This is a genomic window from Sorangiineae bacterium MSr12523 (assembly GCA_037157775.1).
GTDB lineage: Bacteria > Myxococcota_A > Polyangia > Polyangiales > Polyangiaceae > Pendulispora > Pendulispora brunnea.
This window is the reverse complement of the sequence record CP089982.1, coordinates 11,933,552-11,954,930: the sequence shown is the minus strand read 5'-3', so window position 1 is coordinate 11,954,930 and position 21,379 is coordinate 11,933,552. Positions and strand designations below refer to the sequence as shown.

Genomic DNA, 21,379 nt, shown 5'->3' with positions numbered 1-21,379 from the left:
ATCGATTAGCTGCCGCGATCGCCGCAGCGCGAGGTCTTCGTCATGTGGAACACATTTCCGCTCTTCGGTAGCACCCTTCTCCTGTGCGTGATGGTCGTCGCCGCGTACACGTTCGCCGTGTCGCTCGCGGCCGGTACCACGGGCCGTCCGCGCACGTTGCAAGCTGCGCGTTTCGGTGCGTACGGCACCGTGTTCCTCATCGCATCGTGCGTGCTCTGTTTGGCCTACGCCTTCGTGAGCCACGACTTCCGACTGCGCTACGTCGCGCACTACTCGGATCGATCGATGGACACGGTCTTCCTCTTCACCGCGCTCTGGGGAGGACAGGACGGGTCGCTCTTGTGGTGGCTCTTCTTGCTTTCGCTCTACATAGGCGTTTGCGTCTTCGCGCTTGGCAAGAAGCACCTCGCACTGCAGCCGTACATCATCGCGACGATGATGGCCGTCGTTCTCTTCTTCTGCGTGCTGATGGCCTTTGCGGCGAATCCGTTTTCGACCAGCGTCGGCGGCGCCCGCGGCGACGGTGAAGGGCTCAATGTCCTTCTGCAAGACTTCTACATGATCATCCACCCGCCGAGCCTCTACATCGGCTTCGTCGGCTGCACGATCCCGTTCGCCTACGCGATCGCGGCCCTGGTCACCGGACGGCTCGATACGGAGTGGATCACCGCCTCGCGCAAGTTCACCCTCTTCTCCTGGCTCTTTCTGGGCATCGGCAACACACTCGGCATGCTCTGGGCCTACGTCGAGCTCGGGTGGGGCGGCTACTGGGCGTGGGATCCGGTCGAGAATGCCGCGTTCCTCCCCTTCTTGACGTCGAGCGCGTTCATCCACTCCGTCATGATCCAAGAGCGCCGCGGCTTCTTGAAGCTGTGGAACATCTTTTTGGTCTGCCTCACCTTCTTCATGACCATCTTCGGCACGTTCCTCACGCGCTCGGGCGCCATCGCCAGCGTGCACTCGTTCGCGCAGTCGTCGATTGGAACGTACTTCCTCTACTTCCTCGCGCTGGCCGCGGCCGTGGTACTCACGCTCATCCTCTACCGCTGGCCGGAGCTGCGTCATCTTCCGCCGTCGCCGCGTCTGCGCAAGGCCGCGGTGATCTCCGGTTGGACCATGGTGATCCTGGCAGCCCCCGGCGGTTGGGCGCTCGCGCACTACCTGCCCTGGCCGGTGCTCACCATTCCGCTGCTCCTGGGCTTCACCGTTTACGCTGGCGTGGAGATCGTCTTCCGCCGCATGACCGCGGGGCTCGACACGCAGACGGAGCGGCCCGTCATCGAGTCGATCTTCTCGCGTGAGTTCACCTTCGTCATGAACAACTGGGCCCTGCTCGGGTTCATGGTGTTCGTGCTCGCGGCGACGACCTTCCCGATGATCAGCGAGGCCTTCTGGAACGAGAAGGTCACCGTCGGCCCGCCGTATTACAACGCGTGGGTGCAGCCCATTGGGCTCATCATCTTCGCGCTCATGGGTTGCGGCTCGCTCCTCGGGTGGAAGAAGACGAGCCCCGATGCGCTGCGCCGCAACTTCATGGCGCCGGGCATCGCGTTCGTCGTCGCCATCGTGCTGCACTTCGCGCTGGGCAAGCGACTCGGCTTCCCCGCCATCGTCTTCAGCGAGCCGATTTACCCGGGCACGTTGGGGCAGGTGCTGCGCGCCTTCAATGCGGTGACGCCGGTGATGGGTGTCTCGCTGTGCGTCTTCAATGCGGCGGTCATCGTGCAGGAGTTCGTGCTGCTCTTCCGCTCACGGCGCAAGAGCGGTGCTTCGGCGGGCACCCCCGCGGCACTTTGGTATGCGGGCTTTTTCCCCGGCTTCCTCTACACGATGATGACCCTGCCGCCGACGTCGCGCCGCCGTTACGGCGGGTACATCGTGCACATGGGCATCGTGCTCATGGTGCTCGGCTTCACCGGCCACTCGTGGAACATCGACCGCGAGACGGCGATGATGCCGGGGCAGGTCTACCAAATCGACAACTACGCGCTCGAGTACATGGGCCCGCGCATGGAGCTCGACAACTCGAAGCGCATGGTCTTCGCGGACTTCCGCGTGACGAAGAACGGCAAATTCGCCGGCTACGTGAACCCGGCGAAGTTCATCTACAAGAAGAACGCCGAGCAGCCCACGACGGAGGTCTCGCTGCTGCACTCGCTGCGTGACGATCTTTACGTGGTGGTGGGCGCCATCAATCCGCAGACCAAGCTGGCCACGCTGCAGTTCCACGTGAACCCGCTGGTGACGTGGATCTGGATCGGATGCTTGATCCTCGTCCTGGGCAGCTTCGTGTGCATGTGGCCCGAGTTCCAGCCCGAAGAGTCGCGCGTGTGGGCGGTGGCGCGGGGAACGGCGGGGGCTGTGGGCAGTATGACCTTGGGTCTGCTCATCGCGCTCATGCCGGCGACGGCGCACGCGCAGTCGGTGGGCGCGGGCGCGTCCAGCTTGCACGCGGGAACGGTGCACATCGAATCGCCGGCTGAAAAAGAGGTCTTCAGCGCGCTCCGCTGCATGTGCGGCGGTTGCGCGCGCGACCTTCTGTCGACGTGCGCATGCGGGACCGCCGACGAGGCACGCGATGCGATCCGCGCGAAGATGCGCGCCGGCGAGACGAAGGACCAAATCGTCCTCGCGTATCAGAAGCAGTACGGCTCGGAGGCGCTGGCCATTCCGCCCAACACGGGGGCGATGCGCACCATCTATGCGGTGCCGTTGGCTGCGATTGCGGCGGGCGGTGTCGGCGTGATGGTTCTGTTTCGCCGATGGCGCGGCAATTCCAAGGGGCAGGAGCCGGCCAAGAAGGACAAGGGCAAGGACGACGTGAAAACGAAGCGTGACGAATACGACGCTCGCCTGGACGAGGAGCTTCGCGATCTCGATGACTGAAACGTCGAAACGCAAACCGAAAGAGCCCGCCGTGGCCGAAGCCACGCAAGCCGCGCAGGCGGACGAGGCGGAACGCCGTCTTGGCCGCACCGTCGCCATCGGCCTGCCACTGGTCACGATGGTGGCGGCCGTGGCGGTGGGGTTCATCCTGAGCGTCGGGCCCGCGCTGCTCGTCGTCACGGGTGGCGTGCTGGTGGGGACGGTGGCCCTGCTCTGGGCAAGCCTGCGCACCTTGGGCGGCGATGCTCCGCTGCCGCAAGACTTGGATCACCTGGCTGCGCGGGCCGATCGCTTCGGCGATGCGGAGGAGCGCAAACGCGCCGTGCTGCGCGCATTGAAAGATTTGGAACACGAGCGAGACGTCGGAAAGATGGACCCGGAGGATTACGCCGAGATTGCTGCGCACTACCGCGATCAGGCGAAAGAGATTTTGCGCGAGATCGACGCCGAGGTGGAACCGTACCGCGCACGCGCGGAGGAGATTGCGCAGAAGCATTTGGCAAAGCGCGGGCTGGCCGATGGTCTCCCCCTCCCCGACCCTTCCCCGGAGCGGGAGGGAGCCGAGACGGCGGTTGACGAGGAGAAGGAGGAGGCGCCCGCACCCGTGGCGCGTGTGGCGTGTTCGAAGTGCGCGACCTCGAACGAGAGCGATGCGGCCTTTTGCAAGAAGTGCGGAAACGCGCTGCAGGAGGTGGCCAATGCGCAAGCTTAGTTTCGCGCTGGTCTTCCTTCTCGCTGGCATGGCCCACGCGCAGGCGCCCAAGCCTGCGGCACCGATCATCCCGAAGCCGGCGGACGCCGGCGCCCCCGATGCGCGCGCGTCGAGCGATGCAGGCCGGCGTGATGCAGCGCCCGATCATCCCGGTCCCGTGCGCGGCGACGAGCAGCTTCCGCCCGGGCACCCGGCCGCGTTGCGCGACGACGATCCCGATGGCGATGGGGACGATCCGCATGACCCGCATGGCGCAAACAACCCGCACCAAGGTCAAGGCAACGGCATGTTCCGCGCGCCCCAGGACATCGTCGACGACGATTCCGCGTTGCCGCCGGGCACCATCGCCGTGCAGATCCTCGATCCGGAGAACAAGCCGCTCCCCAACGTCGACGTCACCTTGGGCATCCTGCAGCAATCGGTGGCCAAGGGCGATGCGCGCAGGCACGTGAACCAGATCACCAACGCCGAGGGCGCGGTGCGCTTCGACAGCTTGGAAACGGGTTCGGGCGTCGCCTACCGCGTGACCGTTCCCCGCGAGGGTGCCGTCTTCGCGGCCACGCCCTTTCAGCTGGCGCCTTCCAAATCGGGCATGAGGGTCAAGCTGCACGTCTACCCGGTCACCTCGGATCTCGAGCAGGCCCTGGTGGTCATGCAGGCGAACCTCTACGCCGAGTTGAAGGACGATCGCATCCAGTTCGAAGAGGCCATCAACGTCTACAACTTCGGACGCGCGGCCTGGGTGCCGGACAACCTGGTCATGACCCTTCCGGCGGAGTTCACCGCCCTCAGGGGCCAGGAAAGCATGAGTGACCAAGGCGTCGATGCCGTCGAAAAGCGCGGTGCGCGCATCCACGGCACGTTCGCACCGGGTCAGCACTCGCTCATCTTCCGCTGGCAGCTACCGTACGCGGGCGCATCCAACGTCGACATCCGCGTGGGCCTTCCCCCGCGCGTTGCAGCGGCTCGCGTTCTCGCGGCGGCGTCGCAGGACATGAAGCTTCGCGTCGAAGGGTTTCCCGCGGCGATGCCCAACTCGGACATGAACGGCGGCCGCCTGCTCGAGACCACGAAGGAGATGCAGCGCGGCGAAGTCTTGCGCGATCTGAACATCACGCTGAGCGACATTCCCACCCCAGGTCCCGCGCGTTTCATCGCCACCGGGCTCGCCGCGCTCGGTGTCGTCTTTGGCCTGGGCTACGCCTACCAGACGCGTGGGCGGCGCCGCGTCGTTCCGAAGGGCGACGCCAAACGAACGCGCCAGCAGCTTCTTTTCGAGCTGGAAGAACTCGAGCGCGCGCACCAAGCCGGGGACATCGGCCCCAAGACGTACGAGCGCGCGCGGCGGGAAATCGTCGATGCGATCGCCCGGACGTTGGCGTCCTAGTCTGCATCCATAATTTTTGATCGGCGCACCAGCCTGAGGTGTCCAATGCGGCATGAGTTGGGCACTGGCATTCGCCATGGCCGGCGCGGTCGAGGCCGCGCTGCCACCGACCCCGTCGTGGTGGGTCGACCCGGCGTCGTGCCCGCAATGGACGACGCCTCTCTCGCGGCAAATCGCACTTGCCTGTGAGGCGACGGGGCATGCCTGCGACGTAACGACGTCGGACAAGGCCGCGCGGCGGCTCGTGTTGCAATGCGCCGACGCGGATCACTGGACGCTGGAAGCCCACGACGTCAGCGGCACGGGACTGTGGCACATCGAAGTGCGCGGCGGCGACGATGAGCGCCTGCGCGCGGCTGCCGTGTGGGTCGCGCGCTCCGACGTCACGATGGCGGCGGCGCCCACGACGACACCCGCTACACCTGCAGCACCGCCGCAAATCACGTTGAACCCTCCGCCGCAGCAACGATGGGGAGGCCTCGACCTCGCCGGACGCCTCGGGTACTACGCGGACAGCGGGGACGGCGCGCCTGGCTACGGAGCGGCCTTGCGAATCCACGATCCGGGCGAACTCATACGCTTTCTCCCGCCACGGTTCAACTCGTTCGCCTCCTTGGCCGGCGAAGCGACGTGGAGCGGCGGCTACTTCGACGAGCGCGCGTTCAGCCTGCGTGCCGGTGTCGGTATCACCTGGCATGCGCCCCGCACCAAGGACATCATCGGATTTTCGCTGGAGCTCGGCGTCGGCGTCGCGCGGACTCGCGAGACGAACCCCGGTTTTTCCGGAAGCGATCGAGATCCGAGCCGCGACTACGTGATAACGGGGCATGTGCCCTTTGGCTATCTGCTGGCCCGCATGATCGCCGAAGCGCCCGTGCCAGGCATCTTTCGGCCCTTCATCTCGCTCGGCCTCGGCACCACCGTGCCCAAGAGTCCCGGCTTGGTCATGGGCTCCGTCGAAATCGGCGTCCGGTGGATCGCGTGGTGACGTCGCGCGATTCTTTGATCGGGGCGACCTCACGCGGTGTCTTAATCGGCATGGCTAGCGCAGCCATCGTCTTTGGATCGAGCTCCGCCGCGGCGGCGACCCCCACCGTCACGTGGTGGGTCGATCCTGCGTCATGCCCGCAATGGAGCACGCCCCTCGCCCGCCAGATCGCCCTCGCGTGCGAAGCCGCGGGGCACACGTGTGAAGTCAATGACGACAAAGGCACGCGGCGGCTCGCTCTTCAATGCGGCGACGACGAACATTGGACGCTCGAGGCCCACGATGAACGGGGCACGGGGCTCTGGCACATCGAAGTGCGCGGCGACAACGACGAACGACTGCGCGCGGCCGCTCTATGGGTCGCGCGCTCGGAGACGGCGGCGCCCCCGCCTCCTGCTCCTCCGCCGGCACCCGCCCCTGCGCCTGCCAAGCCGGCCCCGCCGGTGCAAACCGCCGAAAAGCCGGGAGGCCTCGCCGCCGCAGCGCGCCTTCTTTACTGGCCGCACGACCAGGCGCGCGACGGTGCACTTTGGGGTTACGGCCTCGGACTGCGCCTGCTCGATTCCGGCAAGGCGATCCGCTTCCTTCCTCGCGCCATCACGCCGTACATCGCGCTGGGCTTCGACTTCGCGAGCGGCGGAGATAAGTCGGCAAGGGTCTTCAACGTCCGACTCGGCGGCGGCGCCGTCTGGCACCCGGGGGGATTGCGGAACATCCTTGGGCTCGCACTCGAAGCCGGCGCCGCATGGGGCTACTCGACGTACGAGCTTGGCGGCGTCGGCACGTTCGGCCCGGAATACCGAAGCAGCAACGACGACATCTTCCTTTACGCCCTCGGCGGCGTGACGCTCGAGCTTCCCACCGCCGGGAGCGTTCATCCCTTTGCATCGCTGCTGGTGGGCGGCGTCATTCCAAATCGCATACTGGGCAACGCCGTGGGTGTGCTCGAGATTGGTTGTCGATGGGCCGCCTGGTAGATCTCGCGATCACGATGCTGGGGGACGACGCCGAGCGCGGCGAAGCAGGTCTCTGCGAGCCGCCGATGGCGTGGCCCGATTTGGTCTCGCTGGTGCGGGCGCAGATGCGCAGCCTCGTGGGCCCGACGCCCGAGCTCGAGGACCTCACGCAATCCGCCCTGGAGCGGATTGTCCGCGCCATCGACCGCTTCGAAGGGCGCTCCGAATTTTCGACCTACACGTACCGCATCTGCGCGCGCCAAGCGATGAACCACTGGCGCTGGTCCACGCGTTGGCGGCGATGGTTCTCGCTGGGGGACGCGCCCGAGGAGGCCGAAGATCCCGGACCTACGAACCCCGCCGCCATCACCCTGGAGCGCGAGCGCTCGCGCAGCCTGCACCGCGCGCTCGATCGACTCAGCGCCCCAAAACGTGCCGCCATCGTGCTGTGCGATCTCGAAGAGCTGCCCACCGCGCGTGTGGCGGAGATCCTCGAGTGCCCCGAGCCCACGGTGCGTTCGCGCTTGCGCCATGCGCGCCTCGAGCTCTCCTCGCTTTTGTCCAAGGACCCCTGCTTTCGCGGAGAGGCGCCATGAATCCCACGTGCGATCGAGGCTTCGACGCCAACGACGTGGCGGAGGCATTGCGCGAAGAGGGGAACCCGGACATCCCCGACTTTTCGCAACACTTGAAAGCTTGTCTTATGTGCCAGCAAAACGTTCACGTCATTCGAACGGCCCGCGAGGCGTGGCGTTCCGCAGCCTTGGTGGACGACGCGCGGGCGCGAAACGCCAGCGAGCGGCGCCTCGTGCGAGCGTGGCGCACTCCGCGACCGGCCTTCGGTTGGCGAAGTGCACTCATCGGCGCCGCCATTGCCTCGGTGATTGTCCTGCGCTTCGGCCCGCGCTGGCCCGAAGTGCACGCGCCGGTCACCGTGCCGGTGGCGAGCGTAGTGCCATCGGCATCGGTGACAACTCCGCCCGTCATCGCACCGGCACCGCCGGCATCGGCCCGCGCTCCGTCGTTCATGGTCATGCGCGACTGCCCGGCGTGCGCGCGTTCCGGCATGGCCGCCAACAGCACCCTCGATGCACCGGCGGAGGTTCCGCGCGGAGCGAGCCTCATGCTGAGCTGGGCAATGCCCGGTGAAAGCGAGCCCGCATCGTCGCTCGAGGTCACCGGTCCCGCACGCGTCGCTCCCCTCATGGCCCGCGAAAAGGGCGAAAGCCCCGCATTGCAAATCGATCGCGGCAACGCCGAAGTGCACACCTACGGCGAAAGCGAGATCGTGAGCCCCCACGCGACGATGCACACGCTGCCGAAAATCTCGTCATCGTGGCACTTCGAGGTGACCCCCACGCGCACGAACATCGTGGTGGACGCCGGCTGGGTTGCCGTGGGCGCCGTCGAGCGCAAGGCACCATCGATTCATTTGCTCGCGGGTCAATCGGCGGAGGTTCGCTCGGGCGGCGAGATCATCCTCGCCCCGCGCTCGGCACCTTCGGAGAGCTCCCGGCCCGCGCCCGCGCCGCCAAAGGTGGAAGCCCCCAAGTCGGACAAGGTGGAACCGCCCGCGCCTTCGCCATCCGCAGCATCGGCCCCCGCCGAAGCCGACACCGATGCCTCGCTCTGGCAATCCGTGCAGACCGCGTTGCACGCAGGCGATCGCGCGGTCGCGGAAACGAAGGCGCGCTCGCTCATGCTGTCGGGTCGATCCGCGAACTACCGCGACAAGGCCAGCTTCGTCGTAGGTGAACTCGAGCTCTCGCGCGGCGATGTGGCGGGTGCACAAGGCCGTCTCTCGTCGCTGGCCTCCACCACGCGCGATCCCGCACTGGCCGCCGACGCCACGTTCTTGCTTGCGCGAAGCTACAAGGACCCTCTGGAACGCGCCCGCGTGTGGGGGCGTTTCATCGCCTCGGGTCCCGCGTCGCCCTACCGCGAGCAAGCCATGCTCGAGCGGGGGCGCGCACTCGCCGATGCAGGCGACATGGACGGCGCCCGCGAGATCGTTGCCGCGCTGAAAAAGGTCGATCCGCTTCCCGCCATCGTGGCGCGCGGCCTCGCTGCCCTCGAAGCACGCACGGCCCGCTGAATCACATTTTCATCGTTCGTCATTTTTCGGAGTACCCATGAAGTCCATTTGGTCTTGCTTGTCTTCCTTCGTTGGCTTGCCTTCCTTGGTATGGCTCTCGACGGCCGTGGCCGGATGTTATTTGCCTGTCACGGTCATCGAGACACACGACGAACACCCGCCGAAGGATACGCCATCGTCTTCTGCGCCGCTTCGCACGTGCAACCGCGTCGATTGCACCCGGCGCTACGACCAAATCACGCAACTTGCTACACACAACGCATTTGCGTGGGCCGACGACGGGCCGGTTCATTACAAAAAACCGAATCAGATGTATCCGGTTTGGAAACAACTCGAACGCGGTGTGCGCGGATTGGGATTGCGCCCGAGTCCTCATTTCACCGCGACGGATTCCGATCCCAATGACGTTTACGTGACCCACAATGCCGATCTACGCGGCGCCCTCGGCCAAGAGCCACTGGTCAACGTGTTGAATCAGGTTCGCGCATTTCTGGAGAACAATCCCTCGGAGGTGGTGACCATCTTCGCCGAAAGCTCGGTGAGCCCCGAAGCGGTGGCGCACACCTTCGAGAAAGCAGGGCTCATCGATTATCTGTACACGCACACATCCGGCACGCCATGGCCAACGTTGAGCGCCATGGTCGTGGCCAATCAGCGACTCGTCGTGTTCAATGATAGCCAGGACTCCAATCGACCGACGTGGCAGCATTACTTGTGGGACTTCGTCGTCGATACGGACTTCAACGTAACGAATTCCGATCAATTCTCGTGCGGCTTCTACCGCGGTAAGCCGAGCAACGATCTCTATTTCGTCAACCACTTCGTTTACAAAGACGACGCAGGGATCCTCATGCCCGATCCCGCACTGGCCACACGCGCCAATCAAGAGTCCTTCGTCTTCGAGCGCGCCAAAGACTGTTGGCACCAAACGAAACGCGTTCCAAACGTCATCTACATCGACTGGTTCGGCCTGGGCGGTGCCCTCGACGCCGTCGATGCCCTCAACGAACTGCCCCGCGACACACCGTAAGGTTCACGCGGTCTGTTTGAACCGCCAAAACGCCAAGAGCGCCAAGATGGATGGGATGGAGTGTCGCCCGCGCGCCGAGGCTCCCCCCCAAACCCTTGGCGACCTTGGCGCCTTGGCGGTTCGCTTTTTTTCTTCGAGAGACGGGGTCAGCCACGCCATGGAACCGTACTCGGCGGCCAACGGGCAGCCTGGTAGGTCTACGCCCGAGCTGTGGAGAACGTGCCGGCAAAACCGGGGACAGCACAGGGGAAAAGGCTGCGGATAAGTCTACCCCCTACATCCTTCCCCATCCGTCCCCGTTTTCCACACGGAGCCTTCCACAGCCCTGAGGAGACTTAAGCTACGGAAATTACGTCAAAAATTTGACTATCCACGCTTCTCACAGCCCCTATCGACACCACTAGAGATCTCATCTAATGGGTAATACGGAAGAACCCCGGCGGAGAGCATGGAACTCACGGTAACCAAGAAAGACCTGCTGAAGCTCGTCACGAGGATGCAGGGTGTTGCGGAGCGTAAGAGCACCATGCCCGTGCTCTCTAATGTCCTGCTTGCGGTGGAGGGGCCAAATTCTCTGCGACTCGCGGCGACGGATTTGTACCTGGCCATCGCAGGAAAGGTCGCGGCGGAGGTCAGCAAGGGCGGAAGCGTCGCGGTTCCAGCGAAGGACTTGCTCGAACGCGTGAAGATGATGCCCGACGGCCCCATCCGCATCGCCTCCGAGGACAACGCCACGACCACGTTGAAGGCCACGGGAAGCGCCCGTCGGTACACCCTGCGTGGAATGCCCGGGGAAGACTTCCCTCCCCTCCCCGTCCCCGCCGAGGGCGCGCCCACCTTGGCCATCGAGGTCGACGTCCTGCGCGAGCTCATTCAAAAGACGTACTTCTCCATCTCGGGCGACGAAACCCGGGCCCACCTCAACTCCGCGTTGTTCGAGTGGGATGGAGACGTGGTGCGCATGGTCACCACCGATGGCCACCGCCTCTCCAAGATGGAGGTGAAGGTCGAGGGTCGCCAGGCCTCCGCCACGATGCTCATCCCGCTCAAGGCCATCCTCGAGCTGCGCCGTCTCTGCGACGAGATCGTGCCCGAGCAAGGCAAGGATGGTCGGGCGCAGATCCAAATCACGCAGAGCGGCTCCAGCGCCTTCTTCCAAGGCGGAGGGAGCACCTTCAGCGTCAAGCTCGTGGACGCGCAGTTCCCGCCGTACTCCCAGGTCATCCCGCAGAACTCGGACAAGAAGGTCCGCGTGCCCCGCGGGCAATTCGCCGATGCCCTCCGCGCCGTGTCGATTGCGGCCAGCGAGCGCACGGGCGGCGTGAAGCTCGGCATCAGCGGCGGCGTGATGCGCATCACCAGCGAATCGCCCGAGAGCGGCGACGGCTTCGACGAGATCCCGGTGGACTACGCCGGGGCCGACATCACCATCGGTTTCAACGCGAAGTACTTCCTCGACGTCCTCGGTTCGTTGCAGGAAGACGACATCATCCTGGGCCTCAGCGGCGAGCTCGATCCCGCCGTCGTGCGCCCGGCCAGCGAGCGCAACTTCCTCGCGGTCGTCATGCCGATGCGCATTTGAAATCGCTGCACATCGAAGAGATCTCCGTTCGCCACTTCCGCAACCTGGCGCGCGTGGATCTCCGGCCGAGCCCGCGCTTCAACGTCGTTTACGGGGACAATGGCCAGGGGAAGACGAACCTCCTCGAGGCCATCTACCTCGCCGCGACCTCGCGCAGCTTCCGCACGGTGAAGCCAGGTGAATCGGTCGAGCACGGCGCTGACACCGCAAGCGTGCGCACCGTGCTCTCCGAGGGTGAGCTCCGCCGCGAGCAAACCGTGGGCCTTCGCGCGGGCCAACGCCTGCTCAAGATCGACGGCAAGCGCCCCGCCACCGCCGCGGAGTACGCGATTCGAACGCCCGCGGTGCTGTTTCATCCGGGCGATCTCTCGCTCTCCATGGGCGCGGGCAGCGAGCGCCGTCGCCTGCTCGATCGGGTTGCGTTGTACCTCTTGCCGGCGTCCCTCGGAGAGACGCTGTCCTACGCGCGTGCGGTGCGCGAACGACAACGAGCCCTGGAGATGCGCGGCACCGAAGCGCGCGATCTCGAACAGTGGGAAGAGCTGGTGGTTCGCCATGGGCTCGCGGTCATGGCGGCACGCCGTCTTGCCGCCGCGGATCTCGCCGCGTCGATGTCCATTGCGTTCACCCGCATCGCCGCACCCGATCTGGTGCTCAGCGTGGAGTACGCACCCTCGGCGCCCGACGATGCCGAAGCGTACCGGCGCGAACTCGAACGAAACCGGCGCGTCGATCTGAAACGCCGCGGCGCGAGCATCGGACCGCACCGCGACGATCTCGCGCTGGGCCTTCAAGGCCATCGCATGCGCGGCACCGCCTCGCAGGGGCAACACCGCGCCGTCGTCCTCGCGCTCAAAGCCGCCGAGATGGATGTCATCGGTGGCGCCCGGGGCGTTCGCCCCATCCTGCTGCTCGACGACGTCTCGAGCGAGCTGGATCGCGAGCGCACCGCGTCGCTGTTTTCCTTTTTGCGCGAGCAGCAGGGTCAGGTGTTTCTCACGACGACACGTCGCGAGCTCATCGAGACCGAAAAATTACCGGACGCCGCGACCCGAGAACGTCTCGACTTCGCCGTTTCGAAGGGGGTGATTTCACCCTCCGATGAAGCATCCTAAATATAGGAAATAGCTGAAGAAATATCGGCGCTTCTTGGTGGATAAAAACGCCGCCGCGCGATATAATCCACGCCTTCGTCCGGCCCTCCACTCGGGGCGTGCGAGGGCCACGGTTCAACGCTGCAAATCAATCGCAGATCTTCGAACCGATCAAACAGTCATCCAACGTTCACCTCGCTGACAAGTTGATTGCCAGATGATCGAAACGCCCCCTGAATCCCCGCAGACGGTCTCTTCGGGATCCGCAGACGCCAACCCCGCTTCCCGCACGCCCAACGACGCTCCGGCGAGCACCGCCGCCGCTCCTGCATCGACGTCCACGTACGGCAGCGAAAATATCACAGTACTGGAAGGGCTGGAGGCTGTTCGCAAGCGCCCCGGCATGTACATCGGCGACGTGCACGATGGTTCCGGGTTGCACCACCTCGTGTGGGAAGCCGTCGACAATGCCGTCGACGAACACCTGGGTGGCTTCTGCACCAAGATGGTCGTGACCATCCACTTCGATGGTTCCGTCACGGTCGACGACAACGGGCGCGGCATCCCCACCGGCATCATGAAAGACCGCGGCGTCAGCGCGGCCGAGGTCGTGATGACCGTTCTGCACGCCGGCGGCAAGTTCGACCACTCGAGCTACAAGGTCTCCGCAGGCCTACACGGCGTCGGCGTCAGCGCCGTCAACGCCGTGAGCGAATGGCTCAAGATGGAGATCAAGCGCGAAGGCCACGTGCACCTGCAGGAATTCCGCCGTGGAGCCCCGGTCGCACCGCTGGCCGTCATCGGTGACACCGACAAAACGGGCACGAAGATCACCTTCAAGCCGGACGCGGAAATCTTCACCACGACCGAGTTCAGCTACGACATCCTCGCCAGCCGCCTGCGCGAGTTGTCCTTCCTCAACGCCGGCTTCGTCATCGAGCTGAGCGACGAGCGCGATCCCGGCGGCGGCAACATCGCCGCGACCGAAGGCAAAGTCCGGCGCGAGATCTTCCAGTACGACGGCGGCATCCGCGAGTTCGTCGAGCTCCTCAACAAGACCAAGGAGCCGGTGCACGACAAGGTCGTGTACATCAACGCCGAGCAGCCCAACGAAGAGGGCAACCCCATCGGGGTCGAGGTCGCGTTGCAGTGGAACTCGAGCTACGCCGAGCAAATCTACTGCTACACGAACAACGTCCACAACAAGGACGGTGGCACGCACCTCACGGGGTTGCGCGGCTCGCTCACGCGCGTGTTCAACGCTTACGGCACGGCGCAAAATCTCTTCAAGGACGTGAAGAACGGCCTCTCGGGGGAGGACATCCGCGAGGGCCTCACGGCAGTCATCAGCGTCAAGCACCCCGATCCGTCGTTCGATTCGCAGACCAAGTCCAAGCTCGTTTCGAGCGAGGTCAAAGGCATCACCGAGGCCGTCATCGGCGAGAAACTCGGGCAATTCTTCGAGGAAAACCCCTCCACGGCGCGCAAAATCCTGGAGAAGGCCATCCTGGCCGCCAAGGCGCGTGAGGCTGCCCGCAAGGCGCGCGAGGTCGTGCGCAAGGGCTCGATGGACATCACGAGCCTCTCGGGCAAGCTGGCCGACTGCCAGTCGCGCAACCCGGAGATCGCCGAGCTGTACATCGTCGAGGGAGATAGCGCCGGTGGCTCTGCGAAGCAGGGCCGCGACCGCAAGTTCCAAGCGGTGTTGCCGTTGCGCGGAAAGATCCTCAACGTGGAGCGCGCGCGCCTGGACAAGATGATCTCGTCCGAGCAAATCGGCACGCTGATCACGGCGCTGGGATGCGGCATTGGTTCGCCGGAGAGCGGCGGGTCGTTCGACGTGGAGAAGCTGCGTTACCACCAGGTCGTGCTGATGACCGACGCCGACGTCGACGGCAGCCACATTCGAACCTTGCTCCTCACCTTCTTCTACCGGCACATGCCGGAGATCATCGAGAAGGGCTACCTCTACATCGCGCAGCCGCCGCTCTACCGCGTGCGCCGCGGCAAGAAGGACACGTACCTCAAGGACCAGCCGGCGCTCGATCGGTACTTCCTCGAGCACGGCGTGCGCGATCTCGCGGTGCGCTCCTCGCGCGGTCTCACCATCACGGGCGAGCCGCTCTTGCGACTGGCCGAGCGGCTTCGCTTCTTCCGTCGCGCGCTGTCGAAGATCGATCGACGCGCGGATGCGCGCCTCGTGGCGGCGGCGCTGCGGGCCGGCGGCCTCGGAAAGAACGAGATCCGCGACAAGGCCAAGGTGGAGGCGGGCATCCCCAAGATCCGCGCGCTGCTCGAGAAGAAGTACCCCGACATTTTCCCGCTGACCATCGAGGTCACGTGGGAGGTGGAGCACGGTGCGGCACGCATCGAGATCACGCCGCGTCCGGGTTCGGCTGCGCGTCAGACGATGATCGACTGGAACCTGGTCGAGTCCGCGGAGTACGAAGAGCTCTACGCCATCGAGCAGGATGTCCGCTCGCTGGGGCCGGCACCGTACTTCGTGAAAGACCTGGCCAAGCGCGGCGCCAGCGAAGGCGAAGAAGGCTCCGAGGAAGCCGCCGCCGAGGAGGCCACGGCTGCGAAGGGCGAAATCGAAATCGAGGACGCCGACGCGCTCTGGGAGTACCTCGATGGGCGCGGGCGCAAGGGCATCCAGCTGCAGCGCTACAAAGGTCTGGGCGAGATGAACGCGGAGCAGCTGTGGGAGACCACGCTGGATCCGAATGCGCGCGTCATGCTCCAAGTCCGCTTGGACGACGCCGTGCAGACCGATCAGATCTTCAGCATCCTCATGGGCGATCAAGTCGAGCCGCGCCGCGAGTTCATCGAGGACAACGCGCTCAACGTGAAGAATTTGGACATCTGATCGGGGCTTCGCAAGCCCTGCGTAAGGGGCGCGCTTCAACATAGGCGCGCCTCTTGCCGGGGACCCGTGGGGACTTATCTTGCCCGCCAAAACCGGAGCAAGAGAGAGAGAGCCCATGCGTCCCGATCGAATGACCACCAAGAGCCAAGAAGCCTTCCGCGATGGCCTCGAGCTCGCAGCACGGCGAGGCAATCCCGAGCTGTACCCCGAGCATGTGCTCCTCGCGATGCTCGAACAAGAAGGAGGCGTTGCCGGTCCCCTGCTCCAGAAGGCAGGCGCCGACCTCACGCAGCTGACCACGGGCCTCACACGCCGCCTGGATGGCTTTCCCAAAGTGTCCGGCGGTGCGGAGCCCGGGCTCGCGCGGCGCCTTTTGGAGGTCGTGCGTCGCGCCGAGGACGAGGCCAAGGGCCTCAAGGACGACTTCGTCTCCGTCGAACATTACGTCCTCGCGATGGCCAAGACCGATCGCGAAGTGCAGGCGCTCCTCGAGCAAAGCGGCAAGGTCAACTACGACAAGCTACTCGCGGCCTTGGCCAGCGTGCGCGGAGCGCAGCGCGTGGTCGATCGAGATCCCGAGGGCAAATTCCAAGCGCTGGACAAGTACACGCGCGATTTGACCGACGCCGCCCGACGCGGCAAAAGCGATCCGGTCATCGGTCGCGACGAAGAGATCCGCCGCGTGATGCAGGTTCTCTCACGGCGCACGAAGAACAACCCCGTACTCATCGGCGAGCCGGGCGTGGGCAAGACCGCCATCGTCGAAGGCATTGCCCAGCGCATCGTGCGCGGTGACGTACCCGAGTCGTTGAAGAACAAGCGACTCGTCTCGCTCGACATGGGCGCCCTCGTCGCCGGTGCAAAGTACCGCGGTGAGTTCGAGGACCGGTTGAAGGCGGTCCTCAAAGAGGTGGAGACCGCGGCCGGACAGATCGTGCTCTTCATCGACGAGATCCACACCATCGTGGGTGCGGGCGCGGCCGAAGGTTCGATGGACGCGGCCAACCTGCTCAAGCCTGCCCTCGCCCGCGGTGAGCTTCGCTGCATTGGCGCGACCACGCTGGACGAGTACCGAAAGCGCATCGAGAAGGATCCCGCGTTGGAGCGCCGCTTCCAGCCGGTGTTCGTATCGCAGCCGAGCGTGGAGGACACCATTGCGATTTTGCGCGGCCTGAAGGAGCGCTACGAGATCCACCACGGCATCCGCATCCAAGACGCCGCCTTGGTGTCCGCGGCCACCTTGTCGGATCGGTACCTTACGGAGCGCTTCCTGCCCGACAAGGCCATCGATTTGATCGACGAGGCCGCGGCGAAGATCAAAATGGAGGTCGACAGCATGCCGGCCGAGATCGATGCCGTTCAACGCCGCGTGATGCAGCTCCAGATCGAGGAGCAAGCGTTGAAGAAGGAGCGCGATCCCGCCTCCAAGTCGCGGCGGGAGGCGGTCGCGCGCGAGCTGGCGGAGCTCGAGGAAAAGGCGAGCGCGATGCGCGCGCAATGGCTTCGCGAAAAGGAAGTCATCGAGGAGATCCGTCAGGCGCAACCCGAGCTGGAGAACCTGCGCGCCGAGCAAGAACGCGCGGAGCGTGTGGGTGAGCTTGGGAAGGCGGCGGAGATCAAATACGGCCGCATGCCGCAGCTCGAGAAGAAGATCGAGGAGCTTCGCCGGACCTTGGCCAAGGTGCAGGAGAAGACGTCGTATTTGCGCGAAGAGGTCACCGACGATGACGTGGCCGCCGTGGTCTCCAAGTGGACCGGCATCCCGGTCTCGAAGATGCTCCAGGGCGAGATGCACAAGCTTCTGCACATCGAGGAGGCGCTTCGAAAGCGCGTCGTCGGGCAAGAAGCGGCCGTCGAAGCCGTAGCCAATGCCGTGCGGCGTTCGCGCGCGGGGCTATCCGACGATCGGCGGCCGATTGGTAGCTTCTTGTTTCTAGGCCCGACCGGCGTCGGCAAAACGGAGCTTGCGCGGGCGCTCGCCGAGTACCTCTTCGACGAAGAGCGCGCCATGCTCCGGCTCGACATGAGCGAGTACATGGAAAAGCACGCCGTCTCGCGTTTGATTGGCGCGCCGCCGGGCTACGTCGGGTACGAAGAAGGCGGTCAGCTCACCGAACCGGTGCGCCGCCGTCCCTATTCCGTCATCCTCTTCGACGAGGTGGAAAAGGCCCACGCGGACGTGTGGAACGTGCTTCTGCAGGTGCTCGACGACGGGCGCCTTACCGACGGGCAAGGTCGCACGGTGGACTTCAAGAACACCGTGATCATCCTCACGAGCAACATCGCTTCGCCGCAAATCCAAGCCATCGAGACGCGCGCGAACCTGGAGCCCGGCGACAAACGGGAGCTCGTGCGGCGCGCGGCCCTGGAGGAAGTGCGCAAAGCTTTCCGGCCCGAGTTCGTGAACCGTCTCGACGAGATCGTGGTGTTCGAGCCTCTGCGTCGGGAGGATTTGCGTCACATCGTCGACATCCAACTGCAACGCTTCCAGGCACGTCTTGCGCGGCGGGATCTGCGCATCGAGGTGACGGACGCTGCGAAGGACTTCCTTGGCGAGGTGGGTTGGGATCCGCAATTCGGCGCCCGTCCTTTGAAGCGCGCGATCGTGCGCTACCTCGAGGACGAAATGGCGAAACGGGTGCTCGGGGGAGAATTCTCCGCGGGAACCACGATCCTCGTCGATCGCGCGGGCGAAGGGCTGACATTTCGATCGCAGGTTCAGAACTGAAAGTTGGCACACGTGTCAGGTGCACGCGGCATCGGGCAGGTCTTCGAGCAGTTATCCACAGGTAATCCACGTGCGTCAGGACGAATGCGTCCGCGCCGTGGGCCACCTGCGGCCACGTGTCCAAGGTGACCGAGGCGAAATGGTCCCCTGTGTCGCGAAGGGCGTGGTGGCGACGACTCCTGGACACATGGGCGGCGCAGCTTCCGGTGCGCAGGTTTCGCGGGGGTTGCGGGGCCCGAGCACGTGGGCCGCAAAACCTTCGGACTTTTGATCCGTAGAATCCGGTGTGAAGGACCAGATTTCAGCGCTTTCAACGATTGGCACGAGATTGGCTAGATGCCCAGTGGTCCCCATGGCATCCCGGAAGCGAACCTTGAAGGAGAAGCTGCCTCGCTTTGCACGCACCAACGTGTCGTGGATGGCGATTCTCGCCGCGACGACCTTCGGTGGCGCGGCCGCTGCCGCGACGGTGCATGCGGAAGTGCGCGCCGCCGCTAGCGATTTGCGCGATCTGCGCGCCGGCGAAGAGTACCGCCTCATCGTGCAGACCTACGACGGCGACCGCGATCCCTATCGGCCGGGCGCAAAGCCCGTGGCCTCGATGCAACGCGCGGTCACCGCGGCGGAGTTGCGACGCGGTGTGCAGATCGACTTGTTCGAGTTGCGCGAAGGTGCGCAGAGCAACGAACGCGCACCCGTGGTGGTCGCGTGGATCGAGCGCGGCCGAGCAGATCTGGAATTCGACGGCCGCGAGGCGCGCATGCCGGCGGACGCATTGAGCGGCACCGCGCGTGTTCAGCGCGACGGGCACCGCGCCACGATCACGCTCGTGTAGCCGAGCCCGCGGCAGGAGGCTGCGATACGGACCGATCCGGTGGCTCGGGCCGGGTCGAACGCAGCGTTCGCACACGACGCTCGAAGTCGCGGGTCGCCTCTGGCGTGAGGCAGACACCGCCAAAGCGCGCCTCCAGGTAGAGTTGGGTGAGCGCTAGAATTTCGTCCGCCAGCGGGTGCTTGTTCTTCTGCAGGTGTTCGGCGTGCGCGAGCGGCGGCAGCGCGGCCGGACGCGCGATGCCTTGAGCCATCAGCGCCCCATCCAAGGAACGGTAGAGCGCGGCGGCACTCTCGAGTCGCTTTTCCGCCGGGGTCTTGGGCGCGAGTTTCTCGCCCGACTTCCCTCCCCTGCGGCGCCGCTTCCAAATGATGTATCCAACGGAAGCGGCCACGAGCAGAAGCGCGGCCACGACGGGTGCGCGGGTCAGGTAACCCAGGACACCGCGGTTGAGGCCCGTCTGCGCACGGAAGCGATCGTACTGCCGGGTCGCGTCCTCGAAGAGGTGCACCTGCGTGCGCAAATCGTAACCCACGACGTACCGGTTCCACCGCTGCGACAGCGCCTCGACCAAATCGCGCATGTACACCAGCGCGCCGGTGGTCTCTTCGAGCGGCTGCGCACCGGCTGGCGGCGTGGGATCGAACGTGTGCCATCCGGGGTGCACCGGATCGTCGAGGTACACCTCCGTCCACGAGTGCGCGTCGGCCTGCCGAACGGCGTAATAGCGCCCGAATCGGTTGTACGTTCCCCCGACGAAACCCGTCACGTTGCGCGTGGGAATGCCGACCTCGCGAAGCATGACGGCCATCGCCGTGGAGAAGAACTCGCAGTGGCCCCGTTTCGATTCGAAGAGAAAGTGGTCGACGGGCTGCTTCGTCCCACCCGAGGGCGAGCCAAAGTCGTACTTGTACTGCGTGCGCAGCTTTTCCTCGACGGCTTTGGCCTTCGCGTAATCATTGGGAAGGCCATCCGTCCACGCGTGCGCGAGACCACCGATGCGCGACGGCAACGACGGCGGCAGCGCGAGATACCGTGCGCGATCGTGCGGAGAGAGAATCTCCGTCACGGGATTGCGCTCGCGATCGAGGTACACGTCGTAGCGCAGCCCGCGCGCACTCTCACCGGCGTAGCGCACCTCGCCTTCGGGCCCGCGCTGCAGGGTCAGCGCTTCGTTGAGCAGCGGCTGACTGGGGAGATGGACGTGCAACGCCACGGTGTGCGGCGGAAGGAAGACCACCGGCGGATCGAGCGACTCGAGGTCGAACGTGGCCTTGCGGTCTTTGTCGCCGTCGGGCTGGCGCACCAGCGGATACAGATCGGAGCCGGGAAACGCCCGCTCGGCCGCCCGCCTCTCCGTCTGCGTGCGCAGCCACGCGCGTCCGTCGTACGCGTCGAACGCAGTGCCGCGCAAACGCAGCACCATGCGCGATGGTCGCGGATCGGGAAGATCGGGAATGTCGAAGCGAAGCGCCACGGCCGACGACAGATCCGTGCGCAGGGCGCCGACGTCGCCGAGATCGACACGATCGGAGAAGCCGACCATGCGTCCCGGTCGCGGATGATTCAGCAAGAGCAGCGAGAGCCCGACCCGGGGAAACAGGATGAAGAGCGTCGCGGTGAAGAGAAAGATGGGCACCGAGATGAGGCATGTGGCCGCGAGAAATCCGCGCCCGACGACGCGGCGGCTGCGCAGAATGCGCGGCACGTCCACGGGAAGCCCGGTGCGATCGCGTGCGCCTTGGCGGTAGTTGCCCTCCACCTCGCGCCGCAGATGGCTCAACACGAGCGCGCCCGGCGCGACCACGAGAAATCCGAGAAAGCAGAGGCCGTAGGTCAGGCCTCCGCCGAGCACCGTACCGGCGACGAAGTGCAGCAGCGCCAGCACGATGATCTGCTGATCGTGCGCGGCACCGCGGCGTGTGGCGAGGCGCACGATCTGAAGCAGCGCCGCGAACTCGACGGAGACATCGAGCATGGGCCGCCCCGCCACGAGGCGGGCCGCTTGAATGACGAAGATGGCCAGTGGTCCGGCCGAGGCGAGGTGCCGCAACACGGGCCGGCTCTGCCATCGCTCGGGGATGAGCAGCGCACCAATGAGCCCGATCATGAGCAGCGCATTCGTCCAAGGGCTGAGTGCGGCGGTGCTCACGATCGCGAGGACACCCAACGCCGCGAGCGCATCCGTCATCAGCCGGTGAACGAGTCCAAAGCGCATGA

General features: G+C 65.3%; 14 protein-coding genes. 13 read left to right on the top strand and 1 reads right to left on the bottom strand.

Going from position 1 to position 21,379, the window contains the following annotated elements:
• Positions 1-42: 42 nt before the first annotated feature.
• The 13 genes from ccsA (at position 43) to LZC95_47075 (ending at position 19,162) form a co-directional block, all read left to right on the top strand.
• Entirely contained in the window at positions 43-2,886 is a 2,844-nt protein-coding gene (gene ccsA / locus LZC95_47135) for a cytochrome c biogenesis protein CcsA (protein WXA94014.1), read from the top strand.
• Positions 2,879-3,598, top strand: coding sequence for a zinc ribbon domain-containing protein (locus tag LZC95_47130; GenBank protein WXA94013.1), 720 nt, complete (start codon positions 2,879-2,881; stop codon positions 3,596-3,598). The genes ccsA and LZC95_47130 overlap by 8 nt, the downstream gene beginning before the upstream one ends.
• Positions 3,585-4,985: a carboxypeptidase-like regulatory domain-containing protein gene (locus LZC95_47125; protein ID WXA94012.1), complete on the top strand. Its 1,401-nt coding sequence runs from the start codon at positions 3,585-3,587 to the stop codon at positions 4,983-4,985. Before LZC95_47130 ends, LZC95_47125 begins: the two co-directional genes overlap by 14 nt.
• A gap of 52 nt (positions 4,986-5,037) precedes the next feature.
• The gene (locus LZC95_47120) at positions 5,038-5,973 is read left to right on the top strand and encodes a hypothetical protein (GenBank protein ID WXA94011.1); all 936 of its coding nucleotides are present in this window, start codon (positions 5,038-5,040) and stop codon (positions 5,971-5,973) included.
• 50 nt (positions 5,974-6,023) lie between these two features.
• On the top strand, positions 6,024-6,950 hold the full coding sequence (locus LZC95_47115) for a hypothetical protein (protein ID WXA94010.1): 927 nt from the start codon (positions 6,024-6,026) through the stop codon (positions 6,948-6,950).
• Positions 6,935-7,525, top strand: coding sequence for an RNA polymerase sigma factor (locus LZC95_47110; GenBank protein WXA94009.1), 591 nt, complete (start codon positions 6,935-6,937; stop codon positions 7,523-7,525). Before LZC95_47115 ends, LZC95_47110 begins: the two co-directional genes overlap by 16 nt.
• Entirely contained in the window at positions 7,522-9,024 is a 1,503-nt protein-coding gene (locus tag LZC95_47105) for a tetratricopeptide repeat protein (GenBank protein ID WXA94008.1), read from the top strand. The genes LZC95_47110 and LZC95_47105 overlap by 4 nt, the downstream gene beginning before the upstream one ends.
• Before the next feature lie 106 nt (positions 9,025-9,130).
• Complete coding sequence (locus LZC95_47100) at positions 9,131-10,054, top strand: hypothetical protein (protein ID WXA94007.1); 924 nt, start codon at positions 9,131-9,133, stop codon at positions 10,052-10,054.
• A gap of 448 nt (positions 10,055-10,502) precedes the next feature.
• Positions 10,503-11,636 carry a DNA polymerase III subunit beta gene (gene dnaN, locus LZC95_47095; GenBank protein WXA94006.1) on the top strand — a complete coding sequence of 378 codons (1,134 nt, stop codon included), beginning with the start codon at positions 10,503-10,505 and terminating at the stop codon, positions 11,634-11,636.
• A complete protein-coding gene (gene recF / locus LZC95_47090) occupies positions 11,633-12,751 on the top strand; it encodes a DNA replication and repair protein RecF (protein ID WXA94005.1) in 1,119 nt (372 codons plus the stop codon). The genes dnaN and recF overlap by 4 nt, the downstream gene beginning before the upstream one ends.
• Positions 12,752-12,947: 196 nt before the next feature.
• Complete coding sequence (gene gyrB / locus LZC95_47085) at positions 12,948-15,599, top strand: DNA topoisomerase (ATP-hydrolyzing) subunit B (protein WXA94004.1); 2,652 nt, start codon at positions 12,948-12,950, stop codon at positions 15,597-15,599.
• Positions 15,600-15,714: 115 nt separating this feature from the next.
• On the top strand, positions 15,715-18,327 hold the full coding sequence (gene clpB / locus LZC95_47080) for an ATP-dependent chaperone ClpB (GenBank protein ID WXA94003.1): 2,613 nt from the start codon (positions 15,715-15,717) through the stop codon (positions 18,325-18,327).
• Positions 18,328-18,679: 352 nt separating this feature from the next.
• Positions 18,680-19,162, top strand: a complete 483-nt coding sequence (locus LZC95_47075) for a hypothetical protein (protein ID WXA94002.1) — start codon at positions 18,680-18,682, stop codon at positions 19,160-19,162.
• Here LZC95_47075 and LZC95_47070 read toward each other — a convergent pair.
• Positions 19,149-21,377 (bottom strand): DUF3488 and transglutaminase-like domain-containing protein, encoded by a 2,229-nt coding sequence (locus tag LZC95_47070; GenBank protein WXA94001.1) that lies wholly within the window; start codon positions 21,375-21,377, stop codon positions 19,149-19,151. The two genes, LZC95_47075 and LZC95_47070, sit on opposite strands and share 14 nt — an antisense overlap.
• Between the last annotated feature and the right edge of the window lie 2 nt (positions 21,378-21,379).

Bases quoted from the DNA above. Each gene is read 5' to 3' on its own strand.
- LZC95_47070 (WXA94001.1), bottom strand. From the start codon at position 21,377: ATGCGCTTTGGACTCGTTCACCGGCTGATGACGGATGCGCTCGCGGCG.
- LZC95_47125 (WXA94012.1), top strand. From the start codon at position 3,585: ATGCGCAAGCTTAGTTTCGCGCTGGTCTTCCTTCTCGCTGGCATGGCC.
- LZC95_47130 (WXA94013.1), top strand. From the start codon at position 2,879: ATGACTGAAACGTCGAAACGCAAACCGAAAGAGCCCGCCGTGGCCGAA.
- dnaN (WXA94006.1), top strand. From the start codon at position 10,503: ATGGAACTCACGGTAACCAAGAAAGACCTGCTGAAGCTCGTCACGAGG.
- gyrB (WXA94004.1), top strand. From the start codon at position 12,948: ATGATCGAAACGCCCCCTGAATCCCCGCAGACGGTCTCTTCGGGATCC.
- LZC95_47115 (WXA94010.1), top strand. From the start codon at position 6,024: ATGGCTAGCGCAGCCATCGTCTTTGGATCGAGCTCCGCCGCGGCGGCG.
- LZC95_47105 (WXA94008.1), top strand. From the start codon at position 7,522: ATGAATCCCACGTGCGATCGAGGCTTCGACGCCAACGACGTGGCGGAG.
- LZC95_47075 (WXA94002.1), top strand. From the start codon at position 18,680: ATGGCATCCCGGAAGCGAACCTTGAAGGAGAAGCTGCCTCGCTTTGCA.
- LZC95_47110 (WXA94009.1), top strand. From the start codon at position 6,935: ATGGGCCGCCTGGTAGATCTCGCGATCACGATGCTGGGGGACGACGCC.
- clpB (WXA94003.1), top strand. From the start codon at position 15,715: ATGCGTCCCGATCGAATGACCACCAAGAGCCAAGAAGCCTTCCGCGAT.
- LZC95_47120 (WXA94011.1), top strand. From the start codon at position 5,038: ATGAGTTGGGCACTGGCATTCGCCATGGCCGGCGCGGTCGAGGCCGCG.
- ccsA (WXA94014.1), top strand. From the start codon at position 43: ATGTGGAACACATTTCCGCTCTTCGGTAGCACCCTTCTCCTGTGCGTG.